This is a genomic window from Sphingosinicella sp., from assembly GCF_013911755.1.
Taxonomy (GTDB): Bacteria; Pseudomonadota; Alphaproteobacteria; order Sphingomonadales; family Sphingomonadaceae; genus Sphingosinicella.
Window position 1 is genome coordinate 65354 of the sequence record NZ_JACESP010000007.1, and the last position, 23102, is coordinate 88455.

Consider the following 23102-nt stretch of genomic DNA (forward strand, 5'->3'; position numbering starts at 1 on the left):
CCGCCGTCATTGCCTTGGTAGCGCCGAGCGAGGTCGCAATGGCCGGCATCTGCTACCCGATGCCGGCCCCCTTGGCTTTAACGGCGGCGGGGGAGGGCACGACCGCCTGCGCGATGGCAGTTTGCATCTGTCCCGCCCGTTCGCTGATCGCGGACACCAGTCTTCCGCGATCATTGGTGAACACGGTGGCAGAGGCCTTGGCACGAGAAATCCCCACATAGAAGCTCTTCTGATCGACAAGGTTGGTGGCCCGGCTGTCGGCGTGGACGATGACATGGTCGGCGGTGCGGCCCTGAGCGGCAAAGGTGGTTTCGACATAGGCGTGGGCGATGTGCCGGTCCCGCGCCGCGTCCAGATTCAGCGTTTCGGTCCTGCCTTTCGACGTCTCGATGGTTGCCGTGCGGGACTTCTCTTCCACGGAGATCACGACGCCACGCCCACCGTTGACCCGGCCGGCTCCGCGATCGTTTCGTGTGAACCGAATGCTGTCACCGGCTTTGAGCTCCAGCGACTGCGGCGCAAATGCCTGGCTCTTGCCAGCACCCCATTGCCGCAAACGCCAATCCACCGCGCGTCCGTCCTCTGATTTCAAGGTGATCGCGGCCTTGGCCGGATCGATGCTCTCCACCTGGTAAGCTTCGCCGCGCGCCACGCCCTTGTCGTCATAGTCGCGAGTAAACCGGACGACATCGCCCTTGTCATAGCTCAAGGGATCGCGCGCCTCGGCGCGGGTCAGCCCCTTGTTTGCGAGGCTCTGCACCGTGACGGCCGGCCCGGTGAGCGCGCCCGACCCGGTCAGTGCAGCACGGATATCGGCGGTCAGGGCATCGCGCCCCTCGCGCGACGGCTCGATGACAAGCGTTCGCGCGCGGCCAGCCTTGTCCAGCGCGGCATATGACTCGGCGATAGCGGCAAACCGTTCGGCGCGGTCGGCACGCTCGATGATCTGCCCGCCGCCCCGATCGAGCGCGTCGAGCGCCGCCTTGGCGTCTCCGGCGATCGATGCGAGCACGGCCTCTCTGGTCGCCGCATTGGTCTGCCGGACGATCTCGGCGAGTCTGGCGGTTTCCATACCGGCGTCCTGCAACTGCGCGAACGCGGCGCCTGCTTCGACCGAGCCAAGCTGCTTCACGTCGCCGACAAGGAGGACGCGGGCATTGTGCCGGTCGGCGAGGTCGAGCAACCGTGCGGTGTCGCGGGCCGAGAGGAGCGAAGCCTCGTCCACGATCCACGCCGCAGGCTGGCCCTGAGGGGAGCGCTCGGGTGACAGAAGGTGCCGCGCGACCGTATCGCCGCGCGTGCCGAGCGCCTCGCCCAGCACCATCGCCGCCGATGCGGTGGGGGCAAGCGCAATGACCGATACGCCGCGCGCCTCGGCCTCGCGCGCGAAGGTCGCGAGAACCGTGGTGGTCTTGGCGGTGCCCGCATAGCCCTGCACGGCAGTGACGCCGTTCCGGCTGCTCAGAAGCTGCGCCGTGGCTTGGCGCTGGTCGGCATTCCAATCAAACCCCGCGCGTTCCGCCTTCGCCGCTGCATGGGCGGCGGCCTTGGCGGCGGCAAGCGGCGAAGCGATCGGGGCAAGGGTACCGCGTCCTTCCGCCTCGATGCGCAGCATCCGGGCTTCGGTCTCGACATTCCGGCAAGTGGTGAACCCGGCGAACGCCGCGCCGCGCCGGTCCAGAAAGGTCCGGTCGATCAGCGTGCCTTTGTCAGTCGCCGCCGCGAGGGCCGTGCCGACCTGCGCGTAGCTGACCTTGCCGAGCCCAACCCGTCCGGCTTCCTCATGCAAGGCGGCTACGGAAAACACCGATTGCCGTTCGCCGAGCTTCTCGGCGGCCTGGGTGATCGCGCGGGCTGCCGCATTCTCGCCCTGCATGTCGCGGCGCAGGCGGTAGGCAGGATCGGCGGCCGTGGCTTTGGCCTCGCGGATCATCGCCAGTCGTGCTTCCGGACCGAACCCTGCCTTGTCGGCTGTCTCCCGCCAGCCCGCGACAAGCGCGGCATGATTGGCCGCGACCTTCGCCTGCCGCGTGTCGAGCGCCGCGACCTGCTTTTCCGACGCGCTCGCGATGTTGCGCGACGTCCCGCGCGCGGCAAGGGCCGCTTCGATCTCGGCGCTGCGCGTGCTGAACGCGGCCATCACCGCGCCGGACACGCCCTTGATCTCGAACAGCGAGTCCTTGCCCGTCTCGATCTCATAGCCGAGCTCGCGCACTTTCAAGGCGAGTTCCTGCCGGTAGATCGCGCCGATCTGCTTCTGAAGCTGGTAGAACGCGCGCGGCTCAAGGCTGCGCCAGCTGCCATCCTCGCCCTGCGTCGCGTTCATGATGACGTTGTGCGTATGAAGCTGCGGGTCCTGCGCGCGGCTGGTGCCGTGCTGGAAGCTGGCGATGATGAGATTGCCGGTCGCTTCGCGGGTGACAGTGCCGCAGTTGCGGACGCGCGTCGCGGCCATGTGCGTCTCGACATGCGCCATCGCGGTCCTGACCGCTTCGTAGTGAGCGGCGATCAGCCGCCGGTCGCCTGCCACCTCCGCCATGATCGACACCGACTTCGGCGCGCTCAAGGTCACATCCCAGCCAGGGCGGTGTTCAAGCTGGCCGCCGCGCACCGTGCCGAGCTGCGCGCCCTCGACCTTGCCGTCCAGAAGCGCGCGGAACCGGTCGCGGTCCACCTCGCCGGAGAGGTCCAACGCCTCGGCGCCCTTGCCCTGCCATTCCGAAGGCGAGAGGCCGCCCTCGGCGTAATAGTCGTCGGCCTCGTAGTAGCTGCTCGCCTGCGCCGAGCTGGTAAGCGCCGACACGGACGCGACCATCACACCGGCCCTTGGCTCGTGGGGGATGGCGAGGACTCGGACGGGGGCTGCGAGGAGGGCGCTGCGCGTCCCGATTGCCAGAGCGTCGTGCCTGGATCGCCCGCGACGAAGCCCGGCTGGCGGGGCGGCCCGCGCCGCGCGACATGATTGGCGGTGAGCTTCACGCGCGCCACCGGCAGGCCGTCCGGCAGCAGCAGGAAGCCTTCATGCTTGGGGAGCCGCAGTTCGCTTTCGAGGACGGCGGGCCGTGTCTTCCGCATCCGGCCCAGGGTGGTGCGGGCTTCATCGTCGCCATCGGCCAGCGCGTCGGTCATAGTCTGGATTTCGACATCGCACGTGCCGATGGTCTCGCTGGCCCATCGCCGGGTCTCGCTGTCGATGGTTTGCAGAAACAGCTTGGTGTTGCAGCAGCCGAGCATCGACTCGGCGAGCTGCGGCCCGTAGCGGTGCCGCATCTGCCCGAGCGCCTGAAAGGTGAGCACGACGGCGGCGCCGAACTTGCGCCCTTCGGGGAGAAGCCGCGCGAGATTGTCGACGCGGGGGAGGTCGGCAAGCTCGTCGAGCACGAACCAGATGCGCCGCTCAGGAGAGGGCGCGAGCCCCAGCACGGCGCTCGCCGCGCATTCTAGCCAGCAGGCGAGGAGCGGTTTCGACGCTTCAAAATAGTCTTCCTTCCGCGGCACGAAGATCCACGGGCGCGGGGTCTCGCGCGCATCGAGCCCGCTCATGAAGTCGCGGAACGCGAACGGCGCCCCGCCGCTGTCCTCGGCGCGCAGGAACTGGATGAGGTCGGCGGCCTTGGCGAGCATGAAGAGCACGCTGCCCGTCGCCCGGTCGGCATCGTCGGCGAAGGTCCGCGCCGATGACGTATCGGTCAGCCAGACCTTGAGTTCGTCCTTGGTCTTGACCTGAAGCGCGCCGAGCAGCGCGGTAAGGGTGGGGTTTCCCTCTTCCCAGAGCTTGCGGATCATGTTGGCGACGAGGATGCGGGCTGTCTCCAGCCACACGTCGTGGTCCTGGCTGTTCGTCTCGGTGATGAACTGGTGCGCGATGCGCGCGGCGTCGGCGGGGTGGCCGATCTCCGCGAAGGGCGTCCAGAACGCGCAGCGGGCATCGAACGGGTTCAGGATGACGTCGCCGCGCTCGGGTCGGTAGTAATGCGCGACGAACTCACCGCTGGTGTCATAGACGAGCGCGGCGTCGCCGCGTCCCTCAATGCAGTCGAGCAGCTGACGCAGCGCCGTGGTCTTGCCGCTACCTGTCGTGCCGATCATCGCCATGTGGCGGGTTTCGAGCGGCGCGGGGATCGGCACACTGCCGATCGACAGGGCATCGGCATGCGCGTCTCTGGCCACGAGCTTCGCCAGCTTCTTCTCTGTGGTGACGAGGGTTCCGGCGATGACGCGATCGTCAAGCGCGCGCTCGCGCCGCCGCGCAGCGGCACCGCGCAAGAGGACGAGGCCGAACAGCCAGGCGGCAAAGCCCAGCCCGCATCCGCGTCCTGCGTAGACCAGCACGGCACCTACTGCCTCGCGGTAGTGGCGGCTCGCAACCACGGCGCGTGCGGATACGCGGTAATCCGCTCCCCTATACGTAACGCTGATCTCGGGATCGGCGACAGCCCCGTCCGCGACCCACATGCTCGTCCGCACGTAGGCGTAGACGCCCGCCGCCCACTGAGCGTCTCTGTCCAGCATCGTATAGGGTGCGGCGACTGAGCCCAGTGCCATGGCTCCGAGCATGACACCGGCTTGGCGCTTGAAGCGCCGGGCGTGGTTGCCGCGAAGCTGCCGCCGGACGGCATCGGCATGGATGCGCCGGTCATGGGTCACGATCGGCCCTCCTGCGAGAGTCGCCGCTGGCGGTCATAGGCGGCGTTGATCTCGGCGGTGATGACCTCGTCGCCCTTGCGTGCGCCGAGTGCCGCGCTGCGGGCATAGGCGTAGGCGGCGCACGCGGTGAACAGCGTGCGGTCGAGCATCCGCTCGACGTCCACGATGCGGGTGCCAAGCGATGCCAGTTCGGCGACGAGTTCGCGGTCGTCGGTGCCCGGCGCGGGCGGGTTGGCGAGCGCCGCAATGCCGGCTTGCACGCTCAGCTGAAGAGCCGCGTAGACGCTCGTGTTCTGCTGCCTGGCCAGCGAACGCAGCGCATTGTCGAGCGATGCGGGCAGGCGGACGGTGTATTGAACCGGCTTCATAGCGCTACCGGGCTCAGAGTGCGCCGCGCACTCGTGAAACGCCGCGCAAATGCGAGGGTCTGCCGATCCGCCGAAGGCGCGCACTCTCGGCGCACTCTCAAAAAACGGCGGAAAAGCGGGATGCACACGTGCGTGAGGTGTGTATCCAAATTGCGGGCTCGATGCGCAGCATCGCGGCCCTGCAACGCTGCCCTTTGCGTGACGGGGTCAGACATGATGCGGGCCTTTCGCATCATCGACGGCGGGTCGGCTTATCCGCTCCTGCCGCGCCGCCCAGGCCGCGATCATCGCCTTCGCGACGCGGTCGGCCTCACGGCGATCGAACTCCACCGGGACTGCCGGGTGGGCACGGCGACTGCGATCGGCAAGCCATGCCCGAATGGCCCGTTCGACCGCGCCTTGCATATGACCGTGCAACGCCTCGGCCTCGAACGGATCAAGGTGCGCGGTCACGCCGGGACTGAGGATCAGCCCGCCTAGCGGAAACGGATGATCCCCGACCCATTGGCTGGGGCCATCGATCCGGCAGAAGCTGGTGGTTCCGTGATAAAGGGCGAGAGGCGGCCGCTCCGCCCGGTGCCAGTCTATCAGCGCGGTGCGGTAGGTCTCGCCGTCGTCGTCATCGGCGATAAGCTTTCGGACGAGCGGACGGACGTAAGCCGCGGTGCGCCGATTGGCGATGAAGTGCAGACTGATTCGCTCAGGCGCACCTAGAAGGCGGCCGAACCAGCCAAAGGCTTTACGGAATACGCACACGATTCGACCTCAGCCGATGATGTGGAGGGGAAAGGCGCGGGCTACGCATCGTCACGCGAGCGTCAGCTTGAGCGATGCACCTCGGTAAGCCGAGCAATCGATTCGGTCGTTATCAGCGTCCGCGTTCCGATTTTGAGCGCGTCGATCTGACCGGTCTTGATGAGTTTGTAGATGGTGCTGCGGCCGACACCGAGCGCTCTGGCGGTCCGGTTTATCGAGTATGCGATCTCATCCATGGTCGCCTCCGTTGGGTGCCGCGATGCGGCGGACGACCCGATCATTCGCGTCTAAGCGCCGGTGGTTCCATCGGTGTGCTAATGCGTGGGGAGACCGCCAGATTTGGCGATCACGCGGTAACAATCAAAATTGGAAGTCGTGGATTTCCGCCATTCCTCGGGAATGGCGGCTAGGATTTCGTGGCGCGATTTTTCGCGATCACGTCCAATATCTGCTTGGCATAGAGGCTCAGCTGGGTTTCACTGGGCGCTGGCCCGCGCCGGCTATGATACCAGTCCTCCAAAAGTGCGACGATCTGCTTTTGGTTGCCGCGTTTTCCGATCTGGAGAGCCCGGACGGATGGATGTTCGATCAGCGACATGACAGCATCCGTATAATCATATGTTTTCGGAGCCCCCGTACGATTGGGTCTGGCCTTCGCGCTTGTAATGAGTTGATCGATATCGGCTTCCAGAAACAATTCGCGCGCGAACCAGAATCCAGTGGGCCCGAACAGCGCGTCGCGGAGAGTGCTGCTCTTGGACACGTGTGCCGCGCGCAGACTGCCAAAGAAATAGCGCTCGTCCACATAGCAGCGCGTGCCGTTGCGCAAGCGATAGAAGGCCCGCGGGGTCGATTCGAGCTGAAGGACGGCAAACAGGCGTTCGAGGTTCCGCGCCGCAGGATCATCAGCATCGGCATAAACAGGCTTCTGCGGCGCAGATGCTTTCAAGCCACCATACTGGAAGGAACGCCACAAAGCGAGAATAGCCATAAGCAGGGCGAAGCATGCCAAGCCCACAATAAGAGCAACTTCGGCGCCAGGCGTCTCGCTGGCGACCAGAAAAAGCCCGGGAATAAGCGTAATCCCAGTTGTCAAAATTGCGACGGCAAATGCAACCAACAAGATGGCGTATCTCTTCCGAATAATACGGGAGGCATCCGCTGTAATACGGTCAAGCTCGGTGAGACCCGCTTGCTCATTGATGTTTATGAAGCGGGCAGCAACTATACGAAGCGGCAATACGTCCTTGCGGTCGTCCACGAGTTACCCCTCACGAGACGATCACATTGCCCTGTTCGCCGCGCATGTACAAACACTTGCTTAAGCATCAAACGCTGGGACGCAGTGGAACCTGCGCTTCCGAGCGTGGTAGCCTGGTGGTAGCCCGAGAGTTGACACGTGATTCGCGAGTCACGCCGAAGGCGTCTAAGCGATTGTAATCACTTGAAAAACTGGAGCGGGCGAAGGGATTCGAACCCTCGACCCCAACCTTGGCAAGGTTGTGCTCTACCCCTGAGCTACGCCCGCTCGAACGTACGCGGAGGCTTGGCTCCGCCAGAGGTCGCGGCTGCTAGCATGAGCGCAGCGAAAAGCGCAAGCGGATTCGCGATTGGGGTTGGACGGGGTGCGCGGACTTCCCATATGAACGCCCGGAACCCACCTTTGTCTTTCGAAAAGGGAACGCATCTTGGCCACTCTCAGCACCCCCGAATCCGAGCGGGCTTCGATCGAGGCCTTCAAGCGCGACGTGATCGAACCCTCGATGACGTCGCTCGTCATCCTCGATTTCTATGCGGACTGGTGCGGCCCGTGCAAACAGCTCGCCCCCGTGCTGGAAAAGGTCGCGGCGGACTATGCCGCGCGCGGCGTGAAGCTGGTGAAGATCGATGTCGACAAGAACCAGATGATCGCGACGCAGTTCCGCGTGCAATCGATCCCCACCGTCTATGCGTTCTTCCAGGGCCAGCCGGTTGCCGACCTGACGCCCGCTCGCACCGAGCGCGAGCTTGCCGCCTTCCTCGACCAGATCCTGCCGCAGCTGCCGATCGGAGCGGTGGACGGCCATGACAAGTCGCTTGCCGCCTATGCCGAAGCTGCCGCGGCGGCGCTCGACGCCGGCGACTTCGCGCAGGCTGAGCAGATCTACACCGCGCTGCGCACCGAGGAACCGGAGCAGGAAGCGCACGCGATCGGGCTTGCCCGCGCGCTCGCCGGGCTCGACCGGATCGACGAGGCGGAAGCCGCGCTTGCGACAGTAGCCGCCGACAGCAAGGCGCCGGGGCTGGCGCAGGTGCGCGCCGCGATCGAAATGGCGAAGAAGCGCGTTCCCGCCGGCGCGCTCGCCGCGCTGGAAGGCGCGCTTGCCGCGAACCCGGACGACCACGCGAAGCGGCTGGAGCTTGCCGCCGCGCTCGCCGCGAACGGCGAACGCGATGCCGCTGCCGAGCACCTGTTCGAGGTGATGCGTCGCGAGCCCGGCTGGAACGACAATGCGGCGCGCGCGCAGCTTTTGAAGCTGTTCGAGGCAATCGGCCTTGAAGACCCGTGGGTGAACGCCGCCCGCCGCAAACTTTCGGCGCTGCTGTTCTCGTGAGTGGTTTCGGGATCAGTTCGCTGCCGGAGGTGATCCCGGTGTTTCCGCTGGAAAACGCGGTCGTGCTGCCGCGCGGCCAGCTGCCGCTCAACATCTTCGAGCCGCGCTACCTCGCCATGGTGAAAGCCGCTATGGGTGGCGAACGGCTGATCGGCATGATCCAGCCCAAGGAAGATGGGAACCTGTTCGAGGTTGGCGGACTTGGCCGCATCACGCAGTTCACCGACCCCGAAAACGGCCGGCTGCTGATCGTTTTGACCGGCGTCACGCGCTTTCGCATCGCCGAGGAACTCGACGTCACAACGCCCTATCGGCAGGTGCGCGCCGACTACCGCGATTTCGTGGAGGATTTTCAGGCGCCCCAGCCGATGGCGGCGGTGCTGCGTTCCGACCTTGAAACGACACTGCGCACCTATCTCGACACGCAGAACCTGTCGGCTGACTGGGAAGCGGTTTCGGGCGCGGATGACGAATCGCTGGTGAACACGCTGGCCGCCGTTTGCCCGTTCGACGTGGCGGAAAAGCAGGCACTGCTGGAAGCGAAAACCGTGCCGATCCGCGCCGCAACGCTTTGTGCGCTGATGACGCTCGCGCAGACCGGCGCCGAGAACGGGTCGGGGCTGGTGCATTGAGCCGCGATGTCGACCCGCGGCTGCTCGCGATCCTTGTTTGCCCGCTCACCAAGGCGCCGCTCAGCTATGATCGCGAACGCCAGGAGCTCGTCAGCAAGGCGGCGGGACTCGCCTATCCGGTGCGCGACGGCGTGCCGGTGATGGTGATCGAGGAAGCGCGCGAACTTGGCGAGGACGAGAGTTAGGGCAGATCGCCGCGCAGCAGCGACGGCAGATCGCCCGACGCGCCGCGCGCCTCCGCCATGAAGAAGCGCTTGAGCGGCGGCAGGCGATGGACGCCGGCGAGGCCGAGACGGCGCACGAGCGCGGCAGGGCGGCCGGGGATCGCGAACAGCTTGTTGAGCACATCGGTCGCGCCCATCACCGACATGCTGTCGAACCCCCGCCAGCGCTGGTAGCGCGCAAGCACCTGCGGATCGCCGAGATCGAGCCCGAGACGCACGGCCTCCGCCAGCACGTCGGCGAGCGCGGCGGAATCGCGAAGGCCGAGGTTGAGACCCTGCCCGGCGATGGGGTGCATACCATGCGCGCTGTCGCCTACCAGAATCAGGCGGCGATCCGTGTAGCGTTCGGCGTGATGAAAGCCGAGCGGGAAGGAACTGGGCTTTGCGGCGAGGCGCACCTTTCCGAGGAAGCCGCCCATGCGCTTGTCGATCTCGGCGATCAGGGCGCGTTCCGGCAGCGCCAGCGTCGCGGCGGCATCGCGCTCACGCACGGTCCATACGATCGCCGAGCGCGTGCCCGGCAGCATCGGCAGCACCGCGAACGGCCCGGCCGGATAGAACAGCTCGAACGCGACATTGCCGTGCGGCACCTCGTGCTCGATCATCCCGACGATCGCGGTCTGGTGATAGCTCCACGCCGCGATGCGGATGCCGGCATCCTCGCGGATTTTCGATCGGCGGCCGTCCGCAGCGATAATGAGCGGCGCGGAGAGTGTGCCGCCGCTCGCAAGGCGCAAGGTGACGCCGGCCTCCGCGCGTTCGATCGTGGCGGCCGCATCGGGGGCGTACACGTCGATGTGCGGGGAAGCGGCCCCCGCCGCCACCAGCGCCATGCGCAGGTGGCGGTTTTCGAACATGGAGCCGAGCGGTTCGCCGGACGCGTCGCCGGTGCCGTCGAAATGAAGGTGCAGCGGCGAGAGACCGTCCGTGACGCGGATCTCTCGGATCGGGCAGCCTTTCGGTTCAAGCTCGGCATCAAGGCCGAGCGCGGCGAGCATCCGCCATGTCGCGCTGGCGATCGCCGAGGCGCGACCGTCGAAGCCCGCCGCGAGCGTCGCGTCGAGATCGGCGCTGTCGACGACGGCGGAACGGATGCCGGAGGCCGCGAGTGCAAGCGCCGTTGTCATGCCGACAAGGCCGCCACCGATGATGATCGTGTCGTGGGTGTACCGCATAATCGGACCCTAGCCGCACATCGCAAGGTGCGAAAGAGCATGACGTATGCCTAATTTTCGGGCGCGCATTTTTGCACGCCTATTTATTGGGCACGCCATATTCCAGATTCTGCGAAATGCCGCCGTCTCGCGCTTGGCACGGATTTTGAACAGGCTCCGGCGAGACGCATTTCGCGTCTCTGCTCGCTCGGGAACCTGGATTTTTCAGGACCGTTCCTGTCGGCCGGCCTCACCGCCGGCCGACTTTTTCTTGACCCCGGCGCCCCGCGGACTCAATCTTAGGCATGTTCGCGGGATGTTCCGCGCAACGGCTGCATTTTGAACGGGGTCGGCAAAGGGTCATGGCGCGCGGGGCAGCAGGCAAATCGACGGCGATCATGCCGCAAAGCTGGGTGGCGGCGTTGGAGCGCGCGGCTGTCGTGGCGGGCGGCGGCGTACTCGTGATGATCGCACTGGCGCTGACGCTTGCCTTCGCCAGCTACGACAGCACCGATCCCTCGTTCAACCGCGCCACGATCACCGCGCCACAGAACTGGCTTGGCTACACCGGCGCTTATGTCTCCGATCTGCTCCTGCAGCTCGCGGGGCTTGCGATCCTGCTTGTCGTGCCTGTCGTCGCGCTCCTCGGCGTGCGGCTCATCCAGAGGCGCGGTCTCGACGGCTGGCGGCGTCAGCTCGCTGCGACACTTGGCGCAGTGCTGCTCGCCGCGGCCGCGCTGGCGCTGCCGGGGCGCGATCTTCTGGGCGATCTTCCGGCAGGGGCTGGGGGCATTGCCGGGCTCCTGCTCGGCCGCATCCCCGAAGCCGCGGCCGGCCTGTTGCCGCCGGACGTGAGCCCCGCCGCCGTGATGGCGCCCATCGGCGTGCTGCTCGGGCTCGGAGCGATCGCGCTTTTCTTCTACGCGCTTGGGATCAGCCGCGAAGATATCGCTGCGCTCCGCGCGCGCCTTGCCGAACGCAGCAACGAGCGTTCCGAAGCACCGCAGCCGCGCCCCGTTCCTCGCGCGCAGCCGCGCCGCAGCACGCCACGCGATGACGACACGGTGCCGGAAACAGCCGCCGCGCCGACCAAGCGCATCGTCACGCCCGAGAAGAAGGCCGCCCCTTCGAAACGCGAGGCACGCGAGAAACAGTCGCGGCTTGATCTGCGCGATTCCTTCCAATTGCCGCCGCTGTCGCTGCTTTCGCCACCGCCGAAGCCCGCCGCGCGCAAGATCGACGCAGCGAGCCTCGAACAGAACGCGCGCCTCCTTGAATCGGTGCTCGACGACTTCGGCGTGAAGGGCGAGATCGTGGAGGTGCGCCCCGGCCCGGTCGTCACCATGTACGAGCTTGAGCCCGCCGCAGGCATCAAGGCGAGCCGCGTGATCGGCCTTGCCGACGATATCGCGCGTTCGATGTCCGCGCTTTCGGCGCGCATCGCCGTTGTGCCCGGCCGCAACGTCATCGGCATCGAGCTGCCGAATGTGAAGCGCGAAACCGTGTCGCTTTCGGAAATGCTCTCTTCGGACGCGTTCGAGACGCAGACCGCCGCGCTCCCCATCGTGCTCGGCAAGGACATCGCGGGCGATCCCGTCGTCGCCGACCTCGCGCCGATGCCGCACCTGCTCATCGCGGGCACCACCGGCTCGGGCAAGTCCGTGGGCCTCAACGCCATGATCCTCTCGCTGCTTTACCGGCTCAGCCCGCGCGAATGCAAAATGATCATGATCGACCCCAAGATGCTCGAGCTTTCCGTCTATGACGGCATCCCGCATCTGCTTTCGCCCGTCGTCACCGAGCCGCCGAAGGCGATCCGCGCACTGAAATGGGCCGTGGAGCAGATGGAGGACCGCTATCGGATGATGGCGTCGGTCAACGTCCGCTCGCTTTCCGGCTTCAACGCGCGGGTGAAGGAAGCGCGAGCAAAGGGCGAGCCGTTCGTGCGGCGCGTCCACACCGGCTACGACAGCGAAACGGGCCAACCGATCTACGAGACCGAGACGCTGGAATTCGATACGTTGCCGCTGATCGTCGTCGTCGTCGACGAGCTCGCCGATCTGATGATGACCGCCGGCAAGGAGGTGGAGTTCCTGATCCAGCGCCTCGCGCAGAAAGCGCGCGCGGCAGGCATCCACCTCATCATGGCGACGCAGCGGCCTTCGGTTGACGTCATCACCGGCGTCATCAAGGCGAACCTGCCGACGCGCATCAGCTTCTCGGTCACATCCAAGATCGATTCGCGCACCATCCTCGGCGAGCAGGGCGCCGAGCAGCTGCTCGGCAAGGGCGACATGCTCTACATGCCCGGCGGCAAGCAGATCTCGCGTGTCCATGGACCGTTCGTGTCCGACGAGGAGGTCGAGCGCGTCGCCATCCACTGGCGCGAGCAGGGCGCCCCCGAATATATCGCTGCCGTCACCGAAGAGCCCGAGGGCTCGGACGGTCAGTTCGGCCTGCCGATCGACGAGGACGATGCCGAGGCCGGCCTCTACCGCCGCGCCATCCAGGTGGTCGCCGAAAGCCAGAAGGCCTCCACGTCCTACCTCCAGCGGCAGCTCCGCGTCGGCTACAACAACGCCGCGCGCCTCATCGAGCGCATGGAGAAGGACGGCTACGTCGGCACCCCCGACCACGTGGGGCGGCGCGAGGTGCTGATCGACCCGGACGGGAACCGAATCTGACGGCGGTTCAACGCCGGTTCAAGCGCAGTGCGGCACCATGCGCCCGGATTTGCCGCGCCTTCGCGTCGGCGCTATCAGGACTCGTGATGAAAAAAGCCCTTCTTGCCCTTACCGCCACCGTCGGCCTTTCGGCACCCGCCGGCGCCTCGATTCCCGAGGTGAGCGCGCACCTTGCGGCGACGCGGACGATGACGGCGGATTTCCGGCAGACCGCCGAGAGCGGCGCGGTGGCGAGCGGTAAACTCACGCTCGCGCGACCAGGGAAGGTGCGCTTCCAGTATCAGAAAGACGTACCGCTGCTTGTTGTGGCGGACGGGCGAAACCTCACGATGATCGACTATCAGGTGTCCCAGGTCTCGCGTTATCCGATCAAGCAGACGCCGCTTTCGGTGCTGCTCGATGCCAAGGCCGACCTTTCCCGCTATGCCCGAATCGTCTCCTCGACGCCAAAGGCGCTAACCGTGGAGGCCAAAGACCGGAAGCACCCCGAATATGGTGTGATCACCATTTTCTTCGAGCGCGACCGGACCGCGCCCGGCGGCCTTGAGCTGAAAGGCTGGCGCGTGCTCGATGCGCAGGGCAACACCACGCGCGTCGACCTCTCCAACATCGCCTTCAACGTGAAGGTCGACGACAACGCCTTTCGCTATCGCGATCCGCGCCCGCGCAGCCGCCCCGGCAGCCGATAGCGGGATTCGGGGGCGGAACGGTTAAATTTGCTGACCAAGCGTCTGGCCGTTCATTGAAGCGACAGGATCGGCCCCCTAAATTGTCATCAGTCGGCTGGTGTTCGGGATTTGCCCCCTGTTGCCCGGACCCGCCGCCGACTTGCGTGACGAGCGCAAAAAGGGCCCCCGTCTTCACCCCGAAGGCGGGGGCCTACGCATTTCTGAGCCTTTGCGTAGACGCCCGGCCTTGCTAAGCCGCTCGCCATGTCCCGTCTCAAGATCGCCAGCTGGAATATCAACTCCGTCCGCATCCGCCTGCCCATCATCGCGCAGCTGGTGAAGGACGAATCGCCCGACATCATCTGCCTGCAGGAAACCAAGGCGCAGAACACGGATTTCCCGCTCGCCGCGATCCAGCGCATGGGCTACCCGCACGTGATCCTGAACGGCCAGCGGATGCACCACGGCGTCGCCATCCTTTCAAAGCAGCCGCTTGTGGAGGAGCGCCGGTTCGACTGGCAGGACAATGGCGAGGCACGGCACATCGGCGTGCGGCTGCCAAATGGCATCCTCCTTGAAAACGTCTACGTGCCCGCGGGCGGTGACATTCCCGACCGCACGCTGAACCCGAAGTTCGGACAGAAGCTGGATTTCGTGCAGCGCATGACGCGCTGGTCCGAGACGCTACGCGACCCGACGATCATCCTCGGCGATTTCAACATCGCGCCGCTCGAATGCGACGTGTGGAGCCACAAGGCGCTGCTCGATGTCGTCAGCCACACGCCAATCGAAGTGGACGCGCTCACCGGCCTGATGCAGAGCCACGACTGGGTCGACGTCGCGCGCACGCTCGTGCCCTCGCCGCAGCGGCTCTACACATGGTGGAGCTATCGCAACAAGGACCACACGGTGAACGACCGCGGGCGGCGGCTCGACCATGTGTGGGTGTCACCCGCGATGAAGGAAACGCTCGCGGGCTTCCGCGTTCTGGAACCCGCGCGGAGCTGGGAAAAGCCTTCCGACCACATTCCGCTCATCGCCGAGTTCGCGCTTTGAGCAGCGCCGAACGCGCGATCGATGCCCTGCGGCGCGGTCACCCCGTGCGGGTGACCGACGGCGACGCAGCGATCGCTGTGCTCGCCATCGAGCTCGCCGATCCCGAATCGCTCGCGGCGTTCGAAGGCAGCGCGCGCGCGAATGTGCTGCTGACGGACAAGCGCGCGGCCTTCCTCGGCCTCGGCAATCAGCTTGCGGCGGCGGGGATGCAGGCGGTGCAGATCGAGCGCACGCCGTGGCTCGATCTCGATACGGCGCGCGCCGTCGCCGACCCCGTGCTTGATCTTGCAACGCCGCTGAAAGGCCCGTTCCGGAGCACACCGCTCGGTGGCGACGATCGCGCTGCGCGCGCGGCGCTCAGCCTCGCCAAGCACGCCGGGCTGCTGCCCGCGCTGTTCGTGATCAAGGGCGGCGCGGCGGATGACGTCGTCACTGCGGCGGACATCGAACACTTCGCGGAAACCGGCGCGCTAAAGCTCGTGAGCCGTGCGCGCCTGCCCATCAAGGTGCACGAGAAGACCGAGATCGTCGCCTTTCGCCTGCCGGGCGGGCCAGAGCATCTCGCGCTGCTGATCGGCGACCCCTACGGCACTACGCCGCTCGTGCGTCTGCACAGCTCGTGCCTCACCGGCGACCTGCTGGGTTCGCTGAAGTGCGATTGCGGAGACCAGCTCCACGCCGCGCTACACGCGATCGCCGACTCCGGCGGCGGCATCCTGCTCTACCTGCAGCAGGAGGGGCGCGGCATCGGCCTCATCAACAAGCTGCGCGCCTATGCGCTGCAGGATCAAGGCTTCGACACGGTCGACGCCAACCTCCGGCTCGGCTTCGAGATCGACGAGCGCGAATTCGCGCTCGCGGCGAACATGCTGAAATCACTCGGCTTCGGTACCATCCGCCTGCTAACCAACAACCCCGCGAAGGTCGCCGGACTGGAAGCCGAAGGCATCGCCGTTGCCGAGCGGTTGCCGCTCAAGGCCGGCGAGGGCGCACACAACGAGGCGTATCTGCGCACCAAGCGCGACCGCACCGGGCACATGCTGTGAACGCCGTCCGCGTCACCACCGCTGCGCGCACGCTGACCGCGTTCGGTGAGACCGTGCCATGCCTGATCGGCAAAGCGGGCGCGACGGACGCGGCGACGAAGCGCGAAGGTGACGCCATGACGCCGCGCGGCACATACGCCATTCGCGCGTTGCTGGCGCGCCCCGACAAGCTCGCTGCGCCGAACACGCGGCTGCCGTGGCGCTGGCTGCACCCCAGCGACGGTTGGTCCGACGATGTACGCGACCCCGCATACAACCGGCCGGTGCGGCATCCGCATCCGTTCTCGGCGGAGCACCTGTGGCGTGAGGACGGGCTTTACGACCTCATCGTCGTCATCGGCCACAACGACTCGCCGCCGGTGCCGGGCATGGGCAGTGCGATCTTTCTACATTGCACGGCGGCGAAGGACTTCACGCAGGGCTGCGTGGCAATTCCGCGCGAAACGCTGCTTGCGATCGTGGAGCGGCTTGCGCAGGGCGACGTGATCGAAATCGTCTGAGGCGCTTGCCTACGAAAGATCCCGACGTTTCACACCGCTGAAGCCAAGGATGAAATCGGGGCCGAAGGCGCTCGACGGCGTGTGGAAACCAGGCGCGACCTCGCCGCCGTGGACGCGGCGGGCAATCTCGACGGCAGTGAGTGCCGTGAGCGTGTAGCCTTCGGGGGTTTCGAGCTGGCTGACCGCGCGGTTTCCTTCGGCATCCGCCGCGTGGCCGACGAGCACGCTGCGGCCCCGGCCGCGCGCCTCGGCATCGGGGCCGGGCGGCATCCGGTCTATCGCGCGGCCCGCAAGCCAGCGGCCCGGCGCGCTGGCGATCAGTGCCCTGAGCAGGCGCGGCATCCCGAGCGCGCGTTCGAGCGGTGGGCTTGTTTCGAAGAAAACGCGGATGTCGGGGATGCCGGTGGAATGCCACGCGGTCGAGACATCGCCCCAGCTGACGCCGACGGTGGGTTTGAGGCCGCCCCCGAAATCGGCGGTGCCGCGCGGCACTTCGGAAAGCTCGACGATGACGCCTCCCTCCCGCACGCGCGTGCCCGCCGCCATGCCTTCCAGCATCGTGCGCGTCGTCCCCCGGCTCGCCTCGTTGAGGCCGCCGATGACGAGGTCGAGCGAGACCGCACCGGGCAGACGGCGCTTCAGGTGCGCAGCAAGGCAATCCGACGGCACGACGTCAAACCCCGCCCCGGAGAGCACGGTGATGCCCGCCGCTTTCGCCGCGGTATCGCGCGCGGCGAGTGCCTCGAACACGTCGATCTCGCCCGTGATGTCGATGTAATGCGCGCACGCCGCGAGGCAGGCCGCCAGCATCGGCGCCGACGTACGCGAGAACGGCCCGGCAAGATGGAGCACCGTGCCGATGCTCGAAAGTTCGCCAGAAACATCGCCGTTGAGATCGAAGACGCGCGACGGTAGCCCGGTTTCGGCGGCGAGCGCTTCGACCGCCTGACGATTGCGGCCTGCCAGAACCGGCTTCAATCCGCGTGCGAGCGCGCGTTCCACCACCAGGCGGCCCGTGTAGCCGTTTGCACCGTAGATGAGGATGTCGCCGCCCATGTCGGGCAGACTAATGCGTTTCGCGCGTTCCGAACAGCGCCGAACCGACACGCACATGCGTGGCGCCAAGTTCCACGGCCGTTTCGAAATCCGAAGACATGCCCATGCTGAGCCCAGTGAGGCCGTGCTGCTGCGCAAGCTTGGCGAGAAGCGCGAAATAAGGAGCCGGCTCCTTATCGGCAGGCGGTACGCACATCAGCCCGGCGAGCGGGATGTCCGCTGCGCGCGCTTCCTCCAGAAGCGTGGGGAGACCGTCGATGGCGACGCCGCCCTTCTGTGCTTCGTCCCCAACGTTCACCTGAACGAAGCAGAGCACGCGGCGCCCGGACGCGGCCATCGCCTTCGCGAGCGCGGCGACGAGCGAAGGCCGGTCGAGCGAATGGATGACGTCAAACAATGCAACGGCCTCGGCTGCCTTGTTGGACTGGAGCTGACCGACGAGATGCAGTTCGACGCCCGGAAACGCATCGCGGAGCGCTGGCCACTTCGCCGCGGCTTCCTGCACGCGGTTCTCGCCGAAGACGCGCTGGCCTGCTTCGAGCAGGGGCCGGATATCCTCGGCACCGAAGGTCTTGGAGACGGCGACGAGCGTTACATCCGGTTTTCGGCCCGCGATCTTCGCGGCCTTTTCGATACGGGCATGAATGTCGGCGAGTGTCTCGGCAGCGGTCATGCGCTTCCCTATAGAGAGGGCGATGCGACGCCGCCACTCTCGCCAGAAGCCGCTGCCTGAAACCTGGCTGTTCACCGACCCCCGCATGGGGGAGGCGCTGTGGGACGCGATTCGCCGCCTGCCGCGCGGCAGCGGCATCGTGCTACGGCACTACGGCGCAGCCGATCGCGCGGGGGTTGCCCAGCGCGCGGCAAAGCTCGCGCGGCGATACGGGCACATGCTGGTGGTGGCCGGCAACGCCCGGCTCGCGCGAGCCGTGGGGGCGGCCGGCGTGCATATGCCGGACGGCGGGCGGCCGACGCGTGACGTCATAACGGCAGCGTCACATGATCGTCCCGGGTTGGTGCGGGCGCAGCGCGCAGGCGCTAAGCTCGTATTCCTCTCGCCCGTATTCCCAACCCGCTCGCATCCGGCTGCGCGGGCGCTCGGCGCGGTGCGGTTCGGGCTGACGGCACGTGGAGCGGGTATCGCCGTTGCAGCGCTCGGCGGCATGAACCGCAAGCGCTATGTGCGGATGCTTGCGCTGGGCGCGGAGGCTTGGGGCGCGATCGACGCCTGGAATAGCTGAGGCTTACCGTTGGCAGCCCAGACCGGGCGAAACCAGAGTCGATACTAGAAGCTGAAGGACGTGCCCAGATAAACCGCGCCGGCTTCACCATCGGTGCCGAGGCGTTCGCCGCTACGCAGCAGGTAGCGGCCCGAGGGATCCGGCTCGGACATCTGATAGCGCACGCCGCCGATGACCGAGAGGCGCGGGTTCAGCGCATAGGCACCGCCGAGTTCGACCGTGTAGCGCTTGTCGAGACTGAGCGGGTTCACCCAGCCGTCGGCATCGCGTTCGGCATTCAGCTGAAGCGCGGTCTTCCAGCGGCTTCCGCGATAGGAGAGGCCAAGGTCGATGCCTTCGCGCTCGTCGCTGAGCACACTGGCGATCTTGCTGTAGCCGCCGGTGAGCGCGAAGCCACGGAGCGCCACGGAAACGTCGAAGTTGTAAGCCGTCGCCGCTTCGGTTTCGGCCGGACGCGCGGTTTCCGGCGCGGCTGCGCGGACGACGCGCGATGTGACGCCGAGCGCCAGCGCCTTGTTATCACGGCTCTTGCCCGAGGGCGTGAAGCGGAACGTGCGTTCCTGCGAGGCACCAGCAACACCGGCACGGCGGGCGTTGTCGAGCATCGGCGGCGTGAAAGAACCGAGCGTTTCAGCTTTCAGCGGCGTCACCACACCGGCGGTCGTCGTGAGCTTGCGCTTGGTGTCCGAAAGCTTCGCGGCAGCGGCCTTGTCGGCGGCGACCTTCTCGATCGGCTTCTTCGAAGAGGCGGCGGCGGGAAGCGCGCACAGCATCAGGCCCGCGGAAACCGCGACCAGTGCTTTCGCTGCGTATGTCCCAACCTGATTCATAACCCCCGTGCTTCTGTCGCGTCCCTGTGACAACTACGTGACAGAACTACAGTTTCCTCCGCACGAATCCGAGTCCGAATCGCTCGTTTGGCGGCGACCGACCGGGTTCGTTCGAACCTGTTGCAACATCTCAACAGCCAATGCAACGCGAAGAGGGGCTATGCGCCCCCGAAAGCGCTGCCTATAACGGCCGCCGAGCAAGCCTGATGGAGCGGAAATCCACGTGAAGACGAGTGTACGCATTACGGGTCTGGCGATCGCGCTGGCCCTGCTCGCCGCCTGCGGGGGCAAGAAGGACGCGCCGCGCGCCGACCTTGCCGCCGCGACGACGACCACGATCGGCGTTAATTCTTACCTGTGGCGGGCAAGCCTTGAAACACTGGCGTTCATGCCGATGGCGCAGGTCGATTCGAACGGCGGCGTCATCGTGACCGACTGGTACGCCAATCCGCAGGCCCCCGGCGAACGCGTGAAGGTGACCGTCTATATCCTCGACCGCGAGTTGCGCGCCGATGCGCTGCGCGTCGCCGCCGTCCGCCAGCAGCAGCAGGGCGGCAACTGGATCGACGCCCCGGTGCGCGCCGGCACCGTGCAGAAGCTCGAGGAAACCATCCTCGCCCGCGCCCGCGACATGCGCAGGGCCGTGTATCAAGGCTAAAGGCCGATGACGCGATTCAACCCCGCGGTCGCCGACGGCCGCTGGCAACGCATTTGGGACGAGCGCCAGGCCTTCGCGGCGGACAGCGCGTCTGAAAAGCCCAAGACCTTCGTGCTGGAGATGTTCCCCTATCCTTCGGGGCGTCTGCACATGGGGCACGTGCGCAATTACACGATGGGCGATGTGATCGCCCGGTTCCGCCGCGCGCGCGGTTTCGAGGTGCTGCACCCGATGGGCTGGGACGCCTTCGGAATGCCCGCCGAGAACGCCGCCTTCGAGAAAAAGACACACCCGGAAAGCTGGACGCGGCAGAACATCGCGGCGATGCGCGAGCAGTTCCGGAGCCTCGGCTTCGCGCTCGACTGGAGCCGCGAGTTCGCGACTTGCGACGCTGAGTATTACGGCCACGAACAAGCGCTGTTTCTGAAGATGTTCGAGGCGGGCCTCGTCTACCGCAAGGAAAGCTACGTCAACTGGGACCCGGTCGACATGACCGTGCTCGCCAACGAGCAGGTGATCGACGGCAAGGGCTGGCGCTCGGGCGCGCCCGTTGAGCGCCGCCTGCTGAGCCAGTGGTTCCTGAAGATCACGGCGTTTGCCGACGATCTGCTCGACGGGCTTTCGGGCCTTGATCAGTGGCCGGACAAAGTGCGGCTAATGCAGGAAAACTGGATCGGTCGCAGCCGGGGCCTGAAGTTCCGCTTCGCCATCGAAGGCCGCGATGATGGCCTTGACGTGTTCACGACGCGGCCCGACACGCTGTTCGGCGCGAGCTTTGCCGCCATCGCTGCCGACCATCCGCTCGCAGCCGAGCTTGCCGCAAATAATCCCGGGCTTGCCGCTTTCATCGCGGAGTGCCGCAAGACGGGCACGTCTGCGGAGGCGATCGAGACCGCCGAGAAGAAGGGCTACGACACGGGGCTCCGTGTCGTGCATCCGCTCGACCCGACCTGGACGCTGCCAATCTTCGCGGCGAACTTCGTGCTGATGGAATACGGGACCGGCGCCATTTTCGGCTGCCCGGCGCACGACCAGCGCGACCTTGATTTCGCGCGCAAGTATCAGCTGCCGGTAACGCGCGTCGTCGGCGATGCCGAGGAGCCGATCGGGGACGAGGCCTATGTCGGGCCGGGGCGTCTGGTGAACTCGGGCTTCCTCACCGGCATGGAGGTCGATGATGCCATTGCTGCCGTGATCGCACGTGCGGAGGCAGAGGGTTGGGGAGAGGGGACAACGCAGTTCCGCCTTCGCGACTGGGGCGTTTCGCGCCAGCGTTACTGGGGCACACCGATCCCGGTGATACACTGCGGGGACTGCGGCGTGGTGCCGGTGCCGGAGAACCAGCTGCCGGTACGCCTGCCTGCCGACGTGACCTTCGAGACGCCGGGCAATCCGCTGGAGCATCACCCGACGTGGAAGAACGCCGATTGTCCCAAGTGCGGTAAGCCGGCACGGCGCGAGACCGATACGCTTGATACGTTCGCGGATTCGAGCTGGTATTTCATCCGCTTCGCCAGCCAGCCCAAGGACAAGGCCTTCGACCGTGCCGAAGCCGAAAGCTGGCTGCCCGTCGACCAATATATCGGCGGTGTCGAGCACGCGATCCTTCACCTGCTCTACGCGCGCTTCTGGACTCGGGCGCTGAAGGCGTGCGGGCTCATTGACCTTGAGGAGCCGTTCAAGCAGTTGTTCACGCAGGGAATGGTGACGCACGAGACGTACCGCGCCGCCGACGGCCGCTGGCTGTTGCCGAGCGAGGTCGAGCGGCGGGACGGCGATGTATTCGAAGTAGGCGGCGGGGCGGTGACTGTCGGCCGCGTCGAGAAGATGTCTAAATCGAAGAAGAACACGGTCGATCCCTCGCCGATCCTCGACCAGTACGGCGCCGATGCGGTGCGCTGGTTCGTCCTGTCGGATTCGCCGGCGGAGCGCGACCTGCAGTGGACCGAGGCTGGCATCGAAGGCGCGTGGCGCTTCGTGCAGCGCGTGTGGCGGCTGGTGAACGAAGTGAAGGATGATGCGGGCGGTGAGGACGAGGCGCTGACGCGCGCTGCGCACATCGCCATCGACGGGATCACCGCGGACATCGAGGCGCTGCGCTTCAACAAGGCCGTCGCCAAGAGCTACGAACTTGCCGCCGCGATCGAGAAGGCCCCGGCGTCGTCGGCGCGCCGCCACGCCGTGAAAATGCTCGTGCAGCTGATCTCGCCCGCAATGCCGCACCTTGCCGAAGAGGCGTGGGAAGTGCTGGGCGAGGCGGGCCTTGCCGTGGACGCGGCGTGGCCGGAAGCCGACCCCGCGATGCTGGCGCAGGACACGGTGACGATCGCCATTCAGGTGAACGGCAAGCTGCGCGACGAAGTGGAAGCCGCGAAGGGCGCGACGCGCGAGGACATGGAAGCACTGGTCTTGACCCGCGAGAAGGTGCAGCGTGCGCTGGATGGCAAGACCCCGCGCAAGGTGATCGTGGTGCCCGACCGGCTCGTGAATATCGTCGCATGAAACGCGCCGCTGCCCTGCTGCTCGTGCTGATGGCGGGCTGCGGACTGCAACCGGTCTATTCGGGCGGCAGCCAGGGGCCGGCCGCGACGATCCTCACGGGGATCGACGTGCCGGTGATCCCGGAAAAATCGGGCTATCTGGTCCGGCAGGCGCTGCTCGACCGCCTGCCCGACGCGAGCGGCGAGCGCCGCTACAAGCTGATCGTGAAACTGGACGACAGCATCAGCGGTTTCGGTGTGCGCGGCGACGATTCGATCTCGCGCGAGCGGCGCCAGCTGCGCGCGCGCTGGCAGCTGGTGGAAGACGCAAGCGGCGCCGTGCTGATCGATGCCGCCGCGCGGTCCGACGCGGGCATCGACATCGTGAGTTCCGAATATGCTGTTATCGCGGCGGAAAACGCCGCGCTCGAACGGCTTTCCGAAGAGATCGCCCAGCAGATCATCGCGCGCGTCGCGCTGTTCGCGCGCAGCGAAGCGACGCGGTGAA

The 23102-nt window shown here is 66.5% G+C and carries 22 protein-coding genes and 1 tRNA gene; 12 read left to right on the forward strand and 11 right to left on the reverse strand.

Annotated elements, in window-relative coordinates; translation table 11 throughout:
- Nucleotides 1-52: 52 nt before the first annotated feature.
- The 7 genes from mobF to H2052_RS06970 all read right to left on the reverse strand — a co-directional run bounded on the left by mobF (nt 53) and on the right by H2052_RS06970 (nt 7299).
- Complete coding sequence (gene mobF / locus H2052_RS06940; protein WP_293779541.1) at nt 53-2815, reverse strand: MobF family relaxase; 2763 nt, start codon at nt 2813-2815, stop codon at nt 53-55.
- Nucleotides 2815-4647 carry a type IV secretion system DNA-binding domain-containing protein gene (locus tag H2052_RS06945; RefSeq protein WP_366484316.1) on the reverse strand — a complete coding sequence of 611 codons (1833 nt, stop codon included), beginning with the start codon at nt 4645-4647 and terminating at the stop codon, nt 2815-2817. The genes mobF and H2052_RS06945 overlap by 1 nt, the downstream gene beginning before the upstream one ends.
- Complete coding sequence (locus tag H2052_RS06950) at nt 4644-5015, reverse strand: hypothetical protein (RefSeq protein WP_293779543.1); 372 nt, start codon at nt 5013-5015, stop codon at nt 4644-4646. The genes H2052_RS06945 and H2052_RS06950 overlap by 4 nt, the downstream gene beginning before the upstream one ends.
- A 207-nt stretch (nt 5016-5222) precedes the next feature.
- On the reverse strand, nt 5223-5771 hold the full coding sequence (locus H2052_RS06955) for a hypothetical protein (RefSeq protein WP_293779545.1): 549 nt from the start codon (nt 5769-5771) through the stop codon (nt 5223-5225).
- Nucleotides 5772-5833: 62 nt separating this feature from the next.
- Entirely contained in the window at nt 5834-6007 is a 174-nt protein-coding gene (locus tag H2052_RS06960) for a helix-turn-helix domain-containing protein (protein WP_293779547.1), read from the reverse strand.
- 170 nt (nt 6008-6177) lie between these two features.
- Nucleotides 6178-7032, reverse strand: coding sequence for a hypothetical protein (locus H2052_RS06965; protein WP_293779549.1), 855 nt, complete (start codon nt 7030-7032; stop codon nt 6178-6180).
- A 192-nt stretch (nt 7033-7224) separates the two neighbouring features.
- A tRNA-Gly gene (locus H2052_RS06970) sits at nt 7225-7299 on the reverse strand.
- A gap of 160 nt (nt 7300-7459) precedes the next feature.
- Between H2052_RS06970 and H2052_RS06975 the strand changes: the two genes are divergently transcribed.
- The 3 genes from H2052_RS06975 to H2052_RS06985 are packed head-to-tail and all read left to right on the forward strand — an operon-like array spanning nt 7460 to nt 9182.
- On the forward strand, nt 7460-8365 hold the full coding sequence (locus H2052_RS06975; protein ID WP_293779551.1) for a tetratricopeptide repeat protein: 906 nt from the start codon (nt 7460-7462) through the stop codon (nt 8363-8365).
- Entirely contained in the window at nt 8362-8997 is a 636-nt protein-coding gene (locus tag H2052_RS06980) for an LON peptidase substrate-binding domain-containing protein (protein WP_293779553.1), read from the forward strand. Before H2052_RS06975 ends, H2052_RS06980 begins: the two co-directional genes overlap by 4 nt.
- Entirely contained in the window at nt 8994-9182 is a 189-nt protein-coding gene (locus H2052_RS06985; RefSeq protein WP_293779555.1) for a Trm112 family protein, read from the forward strand. The genes H2052_RS06980 and H2052_RS06985 overlap by 4 nt, the downstream gene beginning before the upstream one ends.
- Here the strand turns inward: H2052_RS06985 and H2052_RS06990 are convergent.
- Nucleotides 9179-10399: a UbiH/UbiF/VisC/COQ6 family ubiquinone biosynthesis hydroxylase gene (locus H2052_RS06990; RefSeq protein ID WP_293779702.1), complete on the reverse strand. Its 1221-nt coding sequence runs from the start codon at nt 10397-10399 to the stop codon at nt 9179-9181. The two genes, H2052_RS06985 and H2052_RS06990, sit on opposite strands and share 4 nt — an antisense overlap.
- A 374-nt stretch (nt 10400-10773) precedes the next feature.
- Between H2052_RS06990 and H2052_RS06995 the strand changes: the two genes are divergently transcribed.
- The 5 genes from H2052_RS06995 (at nt 10774) to H2052_RS07015 (ending at nt 16329) form a co-directional block, all read left to right on the forward strand.
- Nucleotides 10774-13059: a DNA translocase FtsK 4TM domain-containing protein gene (locus tag H2052_RS06995; protein ID WP_293779704.1), complete on the forward strand. Its 2286-nt coding sequence runs from the start codon at nt 10774-10776 to the stop codon at nt 13057-13059.
- A gap of 86 nt (nt 13060-13145) precedes the next feature.
- Nucleotides 13146-13748, forward strand: coding sequence for an outer membrane lipoprotein carrier protein LolA (locus tag H2052_RS07000; RefSeq protein WP_293779557.1), 603 nt, complete (start codon nt 13146-13148; stop codon nt 13746-13748).
- A 243-nt stretch (nt 13749-13991) separates the two neighbouring features.
- On the forward strand, nt 13992-14783 hold the full coding sequence (gene xth / locus H2052_RS07005; protein WP_293779559.1) for an exodeoxyribonuclease III: 792 nt from the start codon (nt 13992-13994) through the stop codon (nt 14781-14783).
- Entirely contained in the window at nt 14780-15829 is a 1050-nt protein-coding gene (ribA, locus tag H2052_RS07010) for a GTP cyclohydrolase II (protein ID WP_293779561.1), read from the forward strand. Before xth ends, ribA begins: the two co-directional genes overlap by 4 nt.
- Entirely contained in the window at nt 15826-16329 is a 504-nt protein-coding gene (locus tag H2052_RS07015) for a L,D-transpeptidase family protein (protein ID WP_293779563.1), read from the forward strand. Before ribA ends, H2052_RS07015 begins: the two co-directional genes overlap by 4 nt.
- Nucleotides 16330-16338: 9 nt before the next feature.
- On the opposite strand, the gene H2052_RS07020 is transcribed toward H2052_RS07015, so the two are convergent.
- Together H2052_RS07020 and H2052_RS07025 are read right to left on the reverse strand one after the other, a co-directional pair.
- The gene (locus tag H2052_RS07020; RefSeq protein ID WP_293779565.1) at nt 16339-17442 is read right to left on the reverse strand and encodes a saccharopine dehydrogenase NADP-binding domain-containing protein; all 1104 of its coding nucleotides are present in this window, start codon (nt 17440-17442) and stop codon (nt 16339-16341) included.
- Nucleotides 17396-18058: a YggS family pyridoxal phosphate-dependent enzyme gene (locus H2052_RS07025; protein WP_293779567.1), complete on the reverse strand. Its 663-nt coding sequence runs from the start codon at nt 18056-18058 to the stop codon at nt 17396-17398. The genes H2052_RS07020 and H2052_RS07025 overlap by 47 nt, the downstream gene beginning before the upstream one ends.
- Before the next feature lie 22 nt (nt 18059-18080).
- On the opposite strand from H2052_RS07025, the gene H2052_RS07030 reads away from it, so the two are divergent.
- Nucleotides 18081-18626: a thiamine phosphate synthase gene (locus tag H2052_RS07030; RefSeq protein ID WP_293779569.1), complete on the forward strand. Its 546-nt coding sequence runs from the start codon at nt 18081-18083 to the stop codon at nt 18624-18626.
- 44 nt (nt 18627-18670) lie between these two features.
- Here H2052_RS07030 and H2052_RS07035 read toward each other — a convergent pair whose 3' ends face one another.
- Entirely contained in the window at nt 18671-19456 is a 786-nt protein-coding gene (locus tag H2052_RS07035; protein WP_293779571.1) for a porin, read from the reverse strand.
- 223 nt (nt 19457-19679) lie between these two features.
- Here H2052_RS07035 and H2052_RS07040 point away from each other — a divergent pair, with 223 nt between their 5' ends.
- The 3 genes from H2052_RS07040 to lptE are packed head-to-tail and all read left to right on the forward strand — an operon-like array spanning nt 19680 to nt 23101.
- Nucleotides 19680-20114: a DUF3576 domain-containing protein gene (locus H2052_RS07040; RefSeq protein ID WP_293779573.1), complete on the forward strand. Its 435-nt coding sequence runs from the start codon at nt 19680-19682 to the stop codon at nt 20112-20114.
- Nucleotides 20115-20120: 6 nt separating this feature from the next.
- Nucleotides 20121-22616, forward strand: coding sequence for a leucine--tRNA ligase (gene leuS, locus H2052_RS07045; protein WP_293779575.1), 2496 nt, complete (start codon nt 20121-20123; stop codon nt 22614-22616).
- Entirely contained in the window at nt 22613-23101 is a 489-nt protein-coding gene (lptE, locus tag H2052_RS07050; protein ID WP_293779577.1) for an LPS assembly lipoprotein LptE, read from the forward strand. The genes leuS and lptE overlap by 4 nt, the downstream gene beginning before the upstream one ends.
- Nucleotide 23102: the final 1 nt, after the last annotated feature.